Source organism: Citrobacter amalonaticus, from assembly GCF_002918555.1.
Lineage (GTDB): Bacteria > Pseudomonadota > Gammaproteobacteria > Enterobacterales > Enterobacteriaceae > Citrobacter_C > Citrobacter_C amalonaticus_A.
This window is the reverse complement of sequence record NZ_PQMB01000005.1, coordinates 127758-143081: the sequence shown is the minus strand read 5'-3', so window position 1 is coordinate 143081 and position 15324 is coordinate 127758. Positions and strand designations below refer to the sequence as shown.

The following is a 15324-nucleotide window of genomic DNA, read 5'->3' as shown; positions in this document are numbered from 1 at the left end:
CTTCCTCCTCTGAGGTATCTCTTAAGTTTACTCCTTTTCCGCCATAACGATGATTATTTCAGCGTTATACACCAGGCTTAGTAGGGGAGTTGCCCCCCTTATTTCTGGAGAATAACGATGATGAAACCGACGTTTTTGCGCCGGGTAGCCATTGCTGCTCTGCTCTCAGGAAGCTGGTTCAGTGCCGTTGCCGCACCGCCACCGGTCTCTTATGGCGTGGAGGAGGATGTGTTCCATCCTGTACGGGCAAAGCAGGGGATGGTGGCGACTGTTGATGCGACGGCCACCCAGGTGGGGGTCGATATCCTTAAGCAGGGCGGGAATGCGGTTGATGCTGCCGTTGCCGTGGGATACACGCTGGCGGTGACCCATCCGCAGGCGGGTAACCTGGGCGGCGGCGGTTTTATGCTGCTGCGTACGAAAGACGGTAATACCACCACTATCGATTTTCGTGAGATGGCGCCTGCCAGCGCTACGCGCGATATGTTCCTCAACAGTCAGGGGGATCCGGACGGTAAAAAATCGCTGACGTCACATCTGGCTTCCGGCACGCCGGGGACTGTCGCCGGATTCTCGCTGGCGCTGGAAAAATACGGCACCATGCCGCTCAATAAAGTCATCCGTCCGGCGATGAAGCTGGCGGAAGAGGGGTTTGTCGTGAACGATGCGCTGGCCGATGATTTGAAAACCTACGGCAGTGAAGTGATTCCAAATCATGAAAACAGCAAAGCGATATTCTGGAAGGACGGCGAACCGCTGAAGAAGGGCGACAGGCTGGTGCAAAAAAATCTGGCAAAGAGTCTTGAGATGATTGCTGAAAATGGCCCGGACGCTTTCTATAAGGGGCCGATAGCCGAGCAGATTTACCAGGAAATGCAGAAAAACGGCGGCCTGATAACCAAAGACGATCTGGCTGCGTATAAAGCGGTAGAACGCACCCCCATCAGCGGTGACTATCGCGGGTATCAGGTCTTCTCCATGCCGCCGCCGTCCTCTGGCGGTATTCACATCGTGCAGATCCTCAATATTCTTGAAAACTTTGATATGAAGAAATACGGATTTGGCAGCGCCGACGCCATGCAGGTCATGGCTGAAGCGGAGAAGTATGCCTACGCTGACCGCTCGGAGTATCTGGGCGATCCCGATTTTGTGAAAGTGCCATGGCAGGCATTGACCAACAAAGCCTATGCTAAAACGCTTGCCGATCAGATTGATATCAACAAGGCTAAGCCTTCCAGCGAGATTAAACCTGGCAAGCTCGCCCCGTATGAAAGCAATCAGACCACTCACTTCTCGGTGGTGGATAAAGACGGCAATGCCGTGGCGGTGACCTATACCCTGAATACCACCTTCGGGACCGGTATTGTGGCGGGTAATACTGGCATTCTGCTCAATAATGAAATGGACGACTTCTCTGCCAAGCCGGGCGTACCGAACGTATACGGTCTGGTAGGCGGCGATGCCAACGCGGTCGGACCGAAGAAGCGTCCGCTGTCATCTATGTCGCCGACTATCGTGGTAAAAGATGGAAAAACCTGGCTGGTGACGGGCAGCCCAGGCGGCAGTCGGATTATCACCACCGTGTTACAAATGGTGGTCAACACCATCGACTTTGGAATGAACGTTGCGGAAGCAACCAATGCACCTCGTTTCCATCACCAGTGGCTACCGGATGAACTGCGCGTGGAAAAAGGCTTCAGCCCGGATACCCTGAAACTGCTGGAGCAGAAGGGACAGAAAGTCGCGCTGAAAGAGGCGATGGGCAGCACGCAGAGCATCATGGTAGGGCCGGACGGCGCGCTGTATGGCGCTTCTGATCCGCGTGCCGTGGATGATTTAACGGCGGGATATTAAGGATAATGGCCCTCTTCGCTGGGAGAGGGCAGGTTTGGAAGGCTCAATGGCAGTTATTATAATTAATTGTCTCCAGGTAACCTTAGCTTCGTGTTTTTTTGCTCTCTCCATAGTCTTGTAAATATTATTCCTGCGGCCAGGCAGTGCCTGAACCAAAGATTTCACCGCTATCTTTACCGATGATAAATGGCGCATATCGCTGCAGCGATTCAGACCAGCGGAATATTTGGCTGCTTTTATCCTGCAGGTTTACTCGTTCTAAATCATAAAACCCATGCGTTTTTGCCGAACGCATTTTGAGGATGTATTTACTTTCGCTGATGTCGTGCTGTCTTGTACCGTCTTTATTCCACTCTCCGGCGATGTCCGTATATTGATAAACAAGGTCGGAATACACGTTGATTATCCTGTTGTCTTTGATCGCATAGAGCTCCAGCACTTCATAAAATGCGCCGCCGCCGGAATACGCATCAGAGTATCCTCCGCGCACCCCAAACGCCAGCGTATCGGGTGCGATCCGGTACGGTGCCAGATCCAGTTTTGTATAATAAGCCAGCGGTCTGACGGACTCATCATCGCTCTCTTTTTCGGCGGTTTTATTCCACTCAGAGAGTTGGTTTAATGGTTTTTCCGAGCGTGCAATCGGCGTTAGCTGTTGGTTCTGCCAGGAAAAAACGCCGAGATATAATTTATTGGCGTGCCCGTTGCTGTCGTTTTCCGGGCAGTTGTTATCCGCGTATTTCTTTGCCTGCCCGGCGTCGGCCTGATTGTCGGCGAAACAGGCGACACCAATATATTTGCCGTCTTTGCCCCAGGATTTGGCACCCGTGAGGATCAGGTTGTCAGGATCTTCATTCGGCGCAATCCAGGCAATCCACGAGTTCTCAGATAATCCCTGTGGCAGCTCGCCAAATCCTTTGGCAGGTGTTGCTCCCGCCATTTGCTCAGCAAAAATCTGTTTACCTTCCGGGTGTTGAATGGCGCTGGGTACGGAATCGAGATTTTGTACGGTAGTGGCGAAAGCAGGGGAGAGTGCTGCCAGCAACACCAGGGAAAGGTGCTTTTTCACTATTGCGTCCTTTCAATAAGAAGGGCGATAAGACTCGCCCTTAAATTTATTTCACGCGCGCCATAAAGTACGCATCCACGTACTCGCCGTTGCGCAGGCCGTATTTCCGGCCAGTACCTTCAATCTCAAAACCATGCTTCTTATAGACCGCCACGGCGGGGTCGTTATCCACAAACACCGTCAGCTCAATGCGATCCACACGCAACCAGTTGTCGCACATGTCGATCATGGTCTGAATCAGCGCGCTGGCGACCCCGCGATTCTGCCATTGCGCACCGACGCAGATACCAAAATCGGCGACGTGGCTGCGCCGCGGACGCTGGGCAACGTCGATGCACAGATGGCCAACGACAATTTCATCAATGCAGGCGACCAGCTGTTTAATGCCGGGTCGATCGGCTAGCCGTGCCTGCCACATCTCCACGGAAGGATGAGGAACCTGTAGCGTGTTGAGATACACCTCTGGCTGGGCATGGATCTGACGAATTGCGTCGTAATCTTTTGGTTCAGCGTGGCGTATCACTATCTCGCTCATTCCTTCTCTCCTTTTAAAGGGTCATTGTGCATTTACACTCGCTGAGATTGGAAAAGTCGTCAACTACAAATTTTTTGCAGAAAGTGTTGGACAAGTGCGAATGAGAATGATTATTATTGCTTTGCGTTCAGGGAGACCTTTGCGGAGAACCTGAAAGCACGACATTGCTCACATTGCTTCCAGTATTACTTTAGCCAGCCGGGTGCTGGCTTTTTTTTTGAGGTTTTGTGTCTGCCTGGCTTACTTGCCATTTCGTCCCCGGGAAGTGCTCGTGCTCCTCACGTACATTTAGTACGCTCCGGGCCCTGCGCGCTTGCCGTGAACAAACTGCCTGCGACGCCGACGGCCGAACCTGTCGCCCTGTGGTGCAGTTCAAGCGCCATCCGGCAAAGAATCCAACATTCAGTCTCCCTCCGCTTTGCGCTATGGTGTATGCAATCACCTTTAAAAAGGACACACTCATGACCTTACGCTGCGCATTCATTGGTTTTGGTAAAAGCACGACCCGCTACCATCTGCCGTATGTGCTTAACCGCAAAAATAGCTGGCATGTCGCGCACATTTTTCGTCGCCATGCCAGGCCGGAAGAGCAGGCGCCGGTTTATTCACATATTCACTTCACCAGCGATCTTGATGAGGTACTGGACGATCCGCAGGTCAATCTGGTGATCGTCTGTACCCATGCCGACAGCCACTTTGATTACGCCAGACGCGCGCTGGAAGCGGGTAAGAATGTCCTGGTAGAGAAGCCCTTCACCCCAACGCTCGCAGAAGCAAAAGCGTTGTTTGAGCTGGCGCGGAGTAAGGGGCTGACCGTCACGCCGTATCAGAATCGTCGCTTTGATTCCTGTTTCCTCACCGCCAAAAAGGCCATTGAGAGCGGCAAGCTTGGCGAGATTGTTGAATTGGAAAGCCACTTTGATAACTACCGCCCGGTGGCAGAGACGAAACCTGGCCTGCCGCAGGACGGGGCGTTCTACGGTCTTGGCGTTCATACCATGGACCAAATCATCTCCCTGTTCGGTCGCCCCGATCGTGTGGCTTATGACATCCGCAGTCTGCGAAACAAAGCCAATCCGGATGATACTTTTGAAGCACAGCTATTTTATGGCGATCTGAAGGCGATTGTGAAAACCAGCCATCTGGTGAAAATCGACTATCCGAAGTTCATTGTTCACGGCACCAAAGGTTCGTTTGTGAAGTACGGTATTGACCAGCAAGAAACCAGCCTGAAAGCGAATATCATGCCGGGGGAACCTGGGTTTGCGGCCGATGATTCCCTGGGGGTGCTGGAATATGTTAACGACGCAGGCCTGACGGTTCGTGAAGAGGTGAAGCCTGAGCCAGGCGATTATGGCCGCGTCTATGACGCCCTGTATGAGACCCTGACCCACGGCACGCCGAATTACGTCAAGGAATCTGAAGTTCTGACCAACCTTGAAATCCTTGAGCGGGGATTTGAGCAGGCTTCTCCTGCCACAATAACCCTCGCAAAATAAGTGTTACTGGCTCCTCTGGTCTTATTCATATTTTTTGAACAGAGGCGTCAATTTTCGCTCTCTATGATCCTTTGCCGATTGGGTCCACACTGACTCCATCGAAAACATCCGGGGGTGAACAATGATCTACTTACGCAAAGCAAACGACCGTGGTCATGCGAATCATGGCTGGCTGGATTCCTGGCACACGTTCTCTTTTGCCGACTATTACGATCCAAACTTTATGGGCTTCTCCGCGCTGCGGGTGATTAACGATGACGTGATCGACGCAGGCCAGGGTTTTGGGACTCACCCGCATAAGGACATGGAAATCCTGACCTACGTGCTGGAAGGTGCCGTGGAACACAAAGACAGCATGGGGAATAAAGAGCAGGTTCCGGCGGGTGAATTCCAGATTATGAGCGCCGGGACCGGGATCCGTCACTCTGAATACAACCCGAGTGAAACCGATCGTCTGCGTCTGTACCAAATCTGGATCATTCCGCAAGAAACCGGCATCACGCCGCGTTATGAGCAGCGCCGTTTCGACGCCGCGCAGGGTAAACAACTGGTGCTTTCACCGGATGCCCGTGACGGATCGTTGAAAGTGTATCAGGATATGGAACTTTACCGCTGGGCGCTGGTGAAAGATGAACAATCGGTACATCAGATTGCCGCCGAACGTCGCGTCTGGATCCAGGTGGTGAAAGGTGACGTGACCATCAACGGTACTAAGGCCTCCACCAGTGATGGTCTGGCTATTTGGGATGAGCAGGCGATCTCCATCCATGCCGATACCCATAGCGAAGTGTTGCTGTTTGATTTACCACCGGTATAAATAATTACCCAACCTTCCCTTTAAACGGGGAAGGTTGGGCCATCTCCGTGATAAACTGAGGGAATGTCTCACTTACGATTTCTCTCAGGACGATGAAAAAGAAAAGACCCGTACTTCAGGATGTAGCTGACCGCGTAGGCGTGACCAAAATGACGGTCAGCCGTTTTCTGCGTAACCCGGAGCAGGTCTCCGTCGCGCTGCGGGGCAAGATTGCTGCTGCACTTGATGAACTGGGTTATATTCCCAATCGTGCGCCTGATATCCTTTCTAACGCCACCAGCCGTGCGGTAGGTGTTTTGCTGCCATCCCTGACCAACCAGGTCTTTGCCGAAGTATTACGCGGTATTGAGGCCGTTACCGACGCTCACGGTTATCAGACCATGCTGGCGCACTATGGCTATAAACCTGAGATGGAGCAGGAGCGTCTGGAATCGATGCTTTCCTGGAATATCGACGGCTTAATTCTCACCGAGCGCACCCACACGCCCCGTACCCTGAAAATGATCGAGGTCGCGGGTATTCCCGTTGTTGAGCTGATGGACAGCAGGTCACCATGCCTCGACATTGCCGTTGGTTTTGACAACTTCGAAGCTGCCCGACAGATGACCACTGCGATTATCGCCCGTGGCCACCGGCATATTGCTTATCTGGGGGCTCGTCTCGACGAACGTACTATCATCAAACAGAAGGGCTATGAACAGGCGATGCTGGATGCGGGGCTGCTGCCTTACAGTGTGATGGTGGAACAGTCTTCTTCTTACTCTTCTGGTATTGAGCTTATCCGTCAGGCGCGGCGTGAATATCCGCAGCTCGATGGTATCTTCTGTACCAACGATGACCTGGCGGTAGGGGCGGCATTTGAGTGCCAGCGTTTAGGGTTAAAAATTCCGGACGATATGGCGATTGCGGGTTTTCACGGCCATGATATCGGGCAGGTGATGGAACCTCGTCTTGCCAGCGTCCTTACCCCGCGTGAACGAATGGGCAGCATTGGTGCAGAACGCTTGCTGGCACGCATTCGCGGCGAAGCGGTAACACCTAAAATGTTAGATTTAGGTTTCACCTTGTCACCTGGCGGATCCATTTAGTCTTACAAGTTTGAAGTAGCTCACACTTATTCACTTCTGGCACGTTTGGGCATTGCTTCCAGGTTTGTCCGGCAGGACAATGTTACCGATAACAGTTACCCGTAACAATTCCTGACTCCTGTACTGTGAGGGCACCACTTTGAGCACGACTAATCACGACAACCACGTTTACGTTCTGATGGGCGTATCAGGTAGTGGCAAATCCGCTGTCGCAAGTGAAGTAGCGCATCAGCTGCATGCCGCGTTTCTCGATGGCGATTTTCTTCATCCGCGTTGCAACATTGAAAAAATGGCCTCCGGTAAGCCGTTAAATGATGACGACCGTAAGCCGTGGTTGCAGGCGCTGAACGACGCCGCGTTTGCGATGCAGCGTACCAACAAGGTTTCGCTGATCGTCTGTTCCGCACTAAAAAAACACTACCGCGATCTGCTGCGCGACGGTAACCCGAACCTCTCCTTTATCTACCTGAAAGGGGACTTTGATGTCATCGAAAGCCGCCTGAAAGCGCGTAAAGGCCACTTCTTCAAAACCCAGATGCTGGTCACCCAGTTTGAAACGCTGGAAGAGCCGACGGCTGAAGAGACTGACGTTTTACTGGTCGATATCGATCAGCCGCTGGAAGATGTTGTTGCCAGCACAATTGGAGTGATCAACAAAGGCAGTAAGTAGTGAGTACATTAACGCTTGTTTTAACAGCAGTAGGCTCGGTCTTACTGCTGTTGTTTTTAGTGATGAAGGCGCGTATGCACGCCTTCCTTGCTTTGATGGTGGTGTCTGTTGGTGCAGGCCTCTTCTCTGGTATGCCGCTTGATAAAATCGCAGCGACAATGGAAAAAGGGATGGGGGGAACGCTTGGCTTCCTGGCGATAGTCGTCGCCCTGGGAGCGATGTTCGGCAAGATTTTACATGAGACGGGCGCGGTCGATCAGATTGCCGTCAGGATGCTCAAATCCTTTGGTCATAGCCGTGCGCACTATGCAATTGGTCTGGCGGGGCTGATCTGTGCGCTACCGCTGTTCTTTGAAGTCGCGGTTGTGCTGCTGATTAGCGTTGCGTTCTCGATGGCGCGCCACACTGGCACGAACCTGATTAAATTGGTGATCCCGCTGTTTGCAGGCGTGGCAGCTGCCGCCGCATTCCTGTTGCCGGGGCCTGCGCCAATGCTGCTGGCCTCGCAGATGCACGCCGACTTTGGCTGGATGATCCTGATTGGCCTGTGTGCGGCGATTCCGGGCATGATTATCGCCGGGCCGCTGTGGGGGAATTTCATCAGCCGCTACGTTGAACTGCACGTGCCGGATGACATTACCGAGCCACACCTGGGCGAAGGCAAAATGCCATCCTTCGGTTTCAGCCTGTCGCTGATCCTGCTACCGCTGGTGCTGGTGGGGCTGAAAACTATCGCAGCGCGCTTTGTGCCTGAAGGTTCAACCGCGTACGAATGGTTCGGATTTATCGGCCACCCGTTCACCGCGATTCTGGTCGCGTGTCTGGTGGCGATTTATGGCCTGGCGATACGTCAGGGGATGCCAAAAGATAAAGTTATGGAAATCTGCGGTCACGCGCTGCAGCCGGCGGGGATTATTCTGCTGGTGATCGGCGCGGGCGGCGTGTTCAAACAGGTGCTGGTTGATTCTGGCGTGGGACCGGCTCTGGGCGAAGCGTTAACCGGTATGGGTTTACCGATCGCCATCACCTGCTTCGTGCTGGCTGCTGCAGTCCGTATCATTCAGGGTTCGGCAACGGTTGCCTGTTTAACGGCTGTCGGCCTTGTTATGCCGGTGATTGAGCAACTAAACTACTCCGGCGCGCAGATGGCGGCACTGTCTATCTGCATCGCGGGTGGTTCGATTGTGGTCAGCCACGTCAATGACGCGGGCTTCTGGCTGTTTGGTAAATTTACTGGCGCAACCGAAGCGCAAACGCTGAAAACCTGGACGATGATGGAAACCATCCTCGGCACCGTAGGCGCTATTATTGGTATGATTGCCTTCCAGCTGTTGAGCTAATTGAAATACCCGGTGTTGCTTGCGCTTCCCGGGTTCTACCACAGGTCGGGTAAGGCGTCGCCGCAACCCGACACTGTATTATCCCTTCATCCACATCCTGATCCCATCCAGGAACATCTGGGTTGCCATCATCACCAGAATCAGCCCCATCAGACGCTCCAGGGCATTAACCCCTTTTTCACCCAACAGACGCAGAAACAGTGAAGACTGTAGCAGAATCACAAACGTACCGCCCCAGGCCAGTAACAGGGCGATCACCAGATGCCCCATCTGATTAGGGTACTGATGCGACAACAGCATCAGCGTTGCCAGAATGGTGGGACCCGCAACCAGCGGGATTGCCAGCGGCACGATAAAGGGTTCTTCGCCTGCCGGGAGTCCGGCGCTGTTACCCGTGGCGCTCGGGAAGATCATCTTAATCGCAATCAGGAACAGAATTATCCCCCCGGAAATCGACACGGTTTCCGCCCGCAGATTCAGAAACGCCAGAATTTTCTCGCCAGCAAACAGGAAGATCAGCATTAATAACAGGGCGATGAATAATTCCCGCACCATTATAGCCCGGCGCCGTTTTGGCTCTGTATGTTTCAGTACGGACATGAAAATGGGCAGATTTCCGAGCGGATCCATAATCAGGATCAGTAAAACGGCTGCAGAAATGATTTCGTTCATAACTCAAATTCCCTGGTAATTGCTGTGGATTTCCTGCTTGCTTGCGCAGCGGGATAAGTCGCATTACTGATGGCCTGACTATCATTGATTAATTTCACTTGCGACTTTGGCTGCTTTTTGTATGGTGAAGGAGATGCCACCAGGACACTGGCATACATATACAGCACACATCTTCGCAGGAAAAAACGCTATGAAAAATGTTGGTTTTATCGGCTGGCGCGGTATGGTCGGCTCTGTTCTCATGCAACGCATGGTTGAAGAGCGCGACTTTGACGCCATTCGCCCTGTTTTCTTCTCAACTTCCCAGCTCGGACAGGCGGCGCCGACGTTCGGCGATACGGCTTCCGGCACACTTCAGGACGCTTTTGATCTGGACGCGCTGAAGGCGCTCGATATCATTGTGACCTGTCAGGGCGGCGATTATACCAACGAAATCTATCCGAAGCTTCGTGAAAGCGGATGGCAGGGGTACTGGATTGACGCGGCCTCCTCGCTGCGCATGAAAGATGACAGCATCATTATTCTCGATCCGGTGAACCAGAATGTGATTACCGACGGACTGAACAAAGGGATTAAGACCTTTGTCGGCGGTAACTGTACCGTCAGCCTGATGCTGATGTCGCTGGGCGGCCTGTTCGCCAACGATCTGGTGGACTGGGTTTCTGTGGCGACCTACCAGGCCGCCTCCGGCGGCGGCGCGCGTCACATGCGCGAACTGCTGTCCCAAATGGGCCATTTGTATGGCCATGTGGCCGATGAACTGGCGACACCTTCCTCTGCTATTCTCGATATCGAGCGCAAAGTTACAGCGCTGTCCCGTAGCGGCGAGTTGCCTGTTGATAACTTTGGCGTACCGCTGGCGGGAAGTCTGATTCCGTGGATCGACAAACAGCTCGATAACGGTCAGAGCCGCGAAGAGTGGAAGGGACAGGCGGAAACCAACAAAATTCTCAACACATCTTCTGTGATCCCCGTGGATGGTCTGTGCGTGCGCGTTGGCGCACTGCGCTGCCACAGCCAGGCGTTCACCATCAAATTGAAAAAAGATGTGTCTGTTCCTGCCGTGGAAGAGCTGCTGGCGGCACACAATCCGTGGGCCAAAGTGGTCCCTAACGATCGTGACATTACCCTGCGGGAATTAACCCCGGCGGCCGTAACCGGTACGCTTACCACGCCTGTCGGTCGCCTGCGTAAGCTGAATATGGGGCCCGAGTTCCTGTCGGCCTTTACCGTTGGCGACCAGCTGCTCTGGGGAGCGGCAGAACCTTTACGCCGTATGCTGCGTCATCTGGCATAAAACTTCAGGCCGGATAACGGGGTTATCTTGTTATCCGGCAAACACATGTCATGTTTAAACATTGGGTGCTGAGTCACCTTTTTTTTTGCGTAATACAGGAGTAGCGCAGATGTTCAATTTTTATCGGAGGTAAAATAAAGCATTGGCTATTCTTTAAGGGGGCCTTAATACCGGAGGTATTAAACCGTTGCCTGAAGCCAGGACGGCGCAGAGAGGATGCACTTTTGTGCTGCGCTGTTAGAGTTAAAAAGCGTCTCCACCGATGCCAACAAACATCAGGAAAGAGATGCCATAAAACAGGAAGACAGCCATGTCCGATCGTATCGATAGAGACGTGATTAATGCGCTAATTGCAGGTCATTTTGCGGATCCTTTTTCCGTACTCGGTATGCACCAAACCACCGCGGGACTGGAAGTTCGCGCCCTTTTACCCGACGCCACCGAAGTGTGGGTGATCGAACCAAAAACCGGACGTAAAGTCGCTAAACTGGACTGCCTTGATTCACGCGGTTTTTTCAGTGGCCTGCTCCCCCGTCGTAAAAATTTCTTTCGCTATCAACTCGCTGTTGTCTGGCATGGGCAGCAGAATCTCATTGATGATCCTTATCGTTTTGGCCCTTTGCTCCAGGATATGGATGCCTGGCTGCTGTCAGAAGGCACCCACTTGCGACCCTATGAAACGCTGGGTGCGCATGCGGATACGATGGATGGGGTCACCGGGACGCGATTCTCCGTCTGGGCGCCAAATGCCCGCCGCGTCTCTGTTGTCGGACAGTTCAACTACTGGGACGGTCGGCGTCATCCCATGCGTCTGCGTAAAGAGAGCGGGATCTGGGAGCTGTTTATCCCCGGCGCGCAGCAGGGGCAGCTGTATAAATACGAGATGATCGATGCGCATGGCAACCTGCGCGTTAAAGCCGACCCGTATGCTTTTGAAGCGCAGATGCGTCCGGAAACCGCGTCTCTTATCTGCGGCTTGCCGGAAAAAGTGGTGCAAACGGAGGAGCGTAAAAAAGCGAATCAGTTTGATGCGCCTGTTTCCATCTATGAAGTGCATCTGGGGTCATGGCGTCGTCACACGGATAACAACTTCTGGCTAAGCTACCGGGAACTGGCGGATCAATTAATCCCTTACGTCAAATGGATGGGCTTTACCCATCTTGAGCTGCTGCCGGTGAATGAGCATCCGTTTGATGGTAGTTGGGGCTATCAGCCAACGGGACTGTATGCGCCAACCCGCCGTTTTGGTACGCGCGATGACTTCCGCTATTTCATCAATGCCGCTCATCAGGCTGGTCTTAACGTCGTTCTGGATTGGGTGCCGGGGCACTTTCCGTCTGACGACTTCGGTCTGGCAGAGTTTGACGGTACCAATTTGTATGAACACAGTGACCCGCGTGAAGGCTATCACCAGGACTGGAATACGCTGATCTACAACTACGGTCGTCGTGAAGTCAGTAACTATCTGGTGGGTAACGCTCTGTACTGGATTGAGCGTTTTGGCATTGACGCGCTGCGCGTGGATGCCGTGGCGTCGATGATTTACCGCGACTACAGCCGGAAACAGGGCGAGTGGATCCCCAATGAGTTTGGCGGGCGCGAGAACCTCGAGGCCATCGAGTTTTTACGCAATACCAACCGGATCCTCGGCGAGCAGGTGCCAGGGGCGGTAAGCATGGCGGAAGAGTCCACTGATTTTGCGGGCGTCTCCCGACCGCAGGATACGGGGGGGTTAGGTTTCTGGTACAAATGGAACCTCGGCTGGATGCATGACACCCTGGACTACATGAAGCTCGATCCGGTTCATCGTAAGTATCACCAGGATAAGCTGACCTTCGGTATGCTCTACAACTACACCGAAAACTTTGTCCTCCCGCTGTCGCACGACGAAGTGGTTCACGGCAAAAAATCGATTCTCGACCGTATGCCGGGCGATGCGTGGCAGAAGTTTGCCAACCTGCGCGCTTACTACGGCTGGATGTGGGCCTTCCCCGGTAAGAAGCTGCTGTTTATGGGGAACGAGTTTGCTCAGGGGCGCGAGTGGAATCACGACGCCAGCCTTGACTGGCATCTGCTGGAGGGCGGCGATAACTGGCACCACGGCGTACAGCGGCTGGTGCGCGATCTTAACCATACTTATCGTCACCACAAAGCGCTGCATGAGCTTGATTTCGACTCCTACGGTTTTGAATGGCTGGTGGTGGATGACAACGAACGTTCGGTATTGATTTTTGTCCGTCGCGATAAGGCCGGCAATGAAATTATTGTCGCCAGTAATTTCACGCCCGTCCCTCGTTACAACTATCGTTTTGGCATCAACCAGCCGGGCCAATGGCGCGAGATCCTTAACACTGACTCAATGCACTATCACGGAAGTAACGCCGGGAATGGCGGCGCGGTGCACAGTGATGAAACAGGTAGCCACGGTCGACCAAACTCGCTGAGTCTTACGCTGCCGCCGCTGGCCACTATCTGGCTGGTTCGGGAGGGGGAATGACGCAACTGTCTACCGGGCAGGCCACGCCTCAGGGCGCAAGCTATGACGGTCATGGGGTCAACTTCACGCTCTTTTCCGCACATGCCGGGCGCGTTGAGCTGTGCGTATTTGATGCGCAAGGCGTTGAGCATCGTTATGACCTGCCGGGGCGCAGCGGTGATGTCTGGCACGGCTATCTGCCAGAGGCCAGACCGGGGCTGCGCTACGGATATCGCGTGCATGGTCCGTGGGATCCCGCGCAGGGGCATTGCTTCAATCCGGCAAAGTTATTGCTGGACCCGTGCGCACGACGTGTTGAGGGCGAATTTAAGGATGATCCGCTCTTTCACGCGGGCTACGCTGAACCGGATTATCGGGATAACGCCAGTATCGCGCCAAAGTGCATCGTGGTGCCGCCGGACAGCTATGACTGGGAAGATGATATTCCACCGCGTACGCCGTGGGGGAATACCGTTATCTATGAAGCTCACGTCAAAGGCTTAACGTATCTGCATCCGGAGATCCCGCCAGAGATTCGCGGTACTTACAAGGCGCTGGGCCACCCGGTGATGATCGGCTATCTCAAACATCTTGGTATCACCGCGCTGGAGCTGTTGCCCGTGGCGCATTTCGCCAGCGAGCCGCGTTTGCAACGGCTGGGATTGTCAAACTACTGGGGGTACAACCCCGTTGCGATGTTTGCATTGCATCCTGCTTACGCCTGCTCGCCGGATACCGCGCTCGATGAGTTTCGCGACGCGGTGAAAGCGCTGCACAAAGCCGGTATTGAGGTCATTCTCGATATCGTCCTGAACCACAGCGCCGAACTGGATCTCGATGGTCCGCTCTTCTCCCTGCGCGGAATTGATAACCGTAGCTATTATTGGATCAGAGACGATGGCGATTACCACAACTGGACCGGCTGCGGCAACACGCTGAATCTTAGCCATCCGGGCGTGGTGGAGTATGCCTGTGAGTGCCTGCGCTACTGGGTTGAAACCTGCCACGTCGACGGTTTTCGTTTTGATCTGGCATCGGTAATGGGACGTACCCCGGAATTTCGTCAGGACGCGCCGCTGTTTAACGCAATCAAAAACTGTCCGTTGCTTTCGAACGTCAAGCTGATTGCGGAACCGTGGGATATCGGCGAGGGCGGTTATCAGGTGGGTAATTTTCCACCGCTGTTTGCCGAGTGGAATGACCATTTCCGTGATGCAGTCCGCCGCTTCTGGCTCAGGCGCGATCTGTCGCTCGGCGAGTTTGCCGGGCGCTTTGCGGCCTCCAGTGACGTGTTTAAACGTAACGGTCGCCAACCCGGCGCGACCGTCAATCTGGTGACGGCCCACGATGGTTTTACCCTACGTGACTGTGTTTGCTTCACAAATAAGCACAATGAAGCAAATGGTGAGGAGAATCGGGACGGCACCAACAATAACTACAGTGACAATCATGGTAAAGAAGGGTTAGGCGGTTCGTTGGATCTCATTGAACGGCGGCGCGACAGCATTCATGCCTTGCTGACCACGCTGCTGCTCTCCCAGGGAACGCCGATGCTGCTGGCGGGTGATGAACAAGGTCATAGCCAGCATGGCAACAACAACGCCTACTGCCAGGACAATGCGTTGACATGGTTGGACTGGTCGCAGGCAAGCAGTGGCTTGACCGCGTTTACCGCGGCGTTAATCCATTTACGTCAGCGAATTCCGGCTTTAGTGGGAAATCGCTGGTGGGAAGAGGGGGATGGCAACGTAAGTTGGTTAAGTCGGTATGCAAAACCCTTGAGTGCGGATGAGTGGCAAAACGGACCGAAACAGCTACAGATCCTGCTGTCCGATCGTTTTTTGATCGCGATTAATGCCACGCTTGAGGTAACAGAGATTGTTTTACCTGCCGGGGAGTGGCACGCCATTCCCCCATTCGCTGGAGAGGATAATCCGGTGGTAACAGCTGTCTGGCAGGGACCTGCACATGGACTGTGTGTGTTCCAGAGAGGATAAAAAGGAGTTA

General features: G+C 53.7%; 12 protein-coding genes. 9 read left to right on the top strand and 3 right to left on the bottom strand.

Features of this window, described 5'->3' with window-relative positions; all coding sequences use genetic code 11:
• Positions 1–117: 117 nt before the first annotated feature.
• Positions 118–1854, top strand: a complete 1737-nt coding sequence (gene ggt, locus C3432_RS20545; RefSeq protein ID WP_181012960.1) for a gamma-glutamyltransferase — start codon at positions 118–120, stop codon at positions 1852–1854.
• A gap of 124 nt (positions 1855–1978) precedes the next feature.
• Here the strand turns inward: ggt and C3432_RS20540 are convergent, their stop codons facing one another.
• Both C3432_RS20540 and yhhY read right to left on the bottom strand, forming a co-directional pair.
• Positions 1979–2923, bottom strand: coding sequence for a hypothetical protein (locus C3432_RS20540; RefSeq protein ID WP_103778393.1), 945 nt, complete (start codon positions 2921–2923; stop codon positions 1979–1981).
• Positions 2924–2969: 46 nt separating this feature from the next.
• A complete protein-coding gene (gene yhhY / locus C3432_RS20535) occupies positions 2970–3458 on the bottom strand; it encodes an N-acetyltransferase (protein WP_103778392.1) in 489 nt (162 codons plus the stop codon).
• 461 nt (positions 3459–3919) lie between these two features.
• Here yhhY and C3432_RS20530 point away from each other — a divergent pair, with 461 nt between their 5' ends.
• The 5 genes from C3432_RS20530 (at position 3920) to gntU (ending at position 8872) form a co-directional block, all read left to right on the top strand.
• Positions 3920–4957 (top strand): oxidoreductase, encoded by a 1038-nt coding sequence (locus C3432_RS20530; protein ID WP_103778391.1) that lies wholly within the window; start codon positions 3920–3922, stop codon positions 4955–4957.
• Between the two features lie 121 nt (positions 4958–5078).
• The gene (locus C3432_RS20525) at positions 5079–5774 is read left to right on the top strand and encodes a pirin family protein (RefSeq protein WP_103778390.1); all 696 of its coding nucleotides are present in this window, start codon (positions 5079–5081) and stop codon (positions 5772–5774) included.
• 92 nt (positions 5775–5866) lie between these two features.
• Positions 5867–6862, top strand: coding sequence for a gluconate operon transcriptional repressor GntR (gene gntR, locus C3432_RS20520; protein WP_103778389.1), 996 nt, complete (start codon positions 5867–5869; stop codon positions 6860–6862).
• 139 nt (positions 6863–7001) lie between these two features.
• Positions 7002–7532, top strand: a complete 531-nt coding sequence (gene gntK / locus C3432_RS20515) for a gluconokinase (protein WP_103778388.1) — start codon at positions 7002–7004, stop codon at positions 7530–7532.
• Positions 7532–8872, top strand: a complete 1341-nt coding sequence (gntU, locus tag C3432_RS20510; RefSeq protein ID WP_103778387.1) for a gluconate transporter — start codon at positions 7532–7534, stop codon at positions 8870–8872. The genes gntK and gntU overlap by 1 nt, the downstream gene beginning before the upstream one ends.
• A 78-nt stretch (positions 8873–8950) precedes the next feature.
• Here the strand turns inward: gntU and yhgN are convergent, their stop codons facing one another.
• The gene (gene yhgN / locus C3432_RS20505) at positions 8951–9544 is read right to left on the bottom strand and encodes an NAAT family transporter YhgN (protein WP_042998459.1); all 594 of its coding nucleotides are present in this window, start codon (positions 9542–9544) and stop codon (positions 8951–8953) included.
• 190 nt (positions 9545–9734) lie between these two features.
• Between yhgN and asd the strand changes: the two genes are divergently transcribed.
• The 3 genes from asd to glgX all read left to right on the top strand — a co-directional run bounded on the left by asd (position 9735) and on the right by glgX (position 15314).
• A complete protein-coding gene (gene asd, locus C3432_RS20500) occupies positions 9735–10841 on the top strand; it encodes an aspartate-semialdehyde dehydrogenase (RefSeq protein WP_103778386.1) in 1107 nt (368 codons plus the stop codon).
• 310 nt (positions 10842–11151) lie between these two features.
• On the top strand, positions 11152–13338 hold the full coding sequence (gene glgB / locus C3432_RS20495; RefSeq protein ID WP_103778385.1) for a 1,4-alpha-glucan branching enzyme: 2187 nt from the start codon (positions 11152–11154) through the stop codon (positions 13336–13338).
• Positions 13335–15314, top strand: coding sequence for a glycogen debranching protein GlgX (gene glgX / locus C3432_RS20490; protein ID WP_103778384.1), 1980 nt, complete (start codon positions 13335–13337; stop codon positions 15312–15314). Before glgB ends, glgX begins: the two co-directional genes overlap by 4 nt.
• Positions 15315–15324 lie beyond the last annotated feature (10 nt).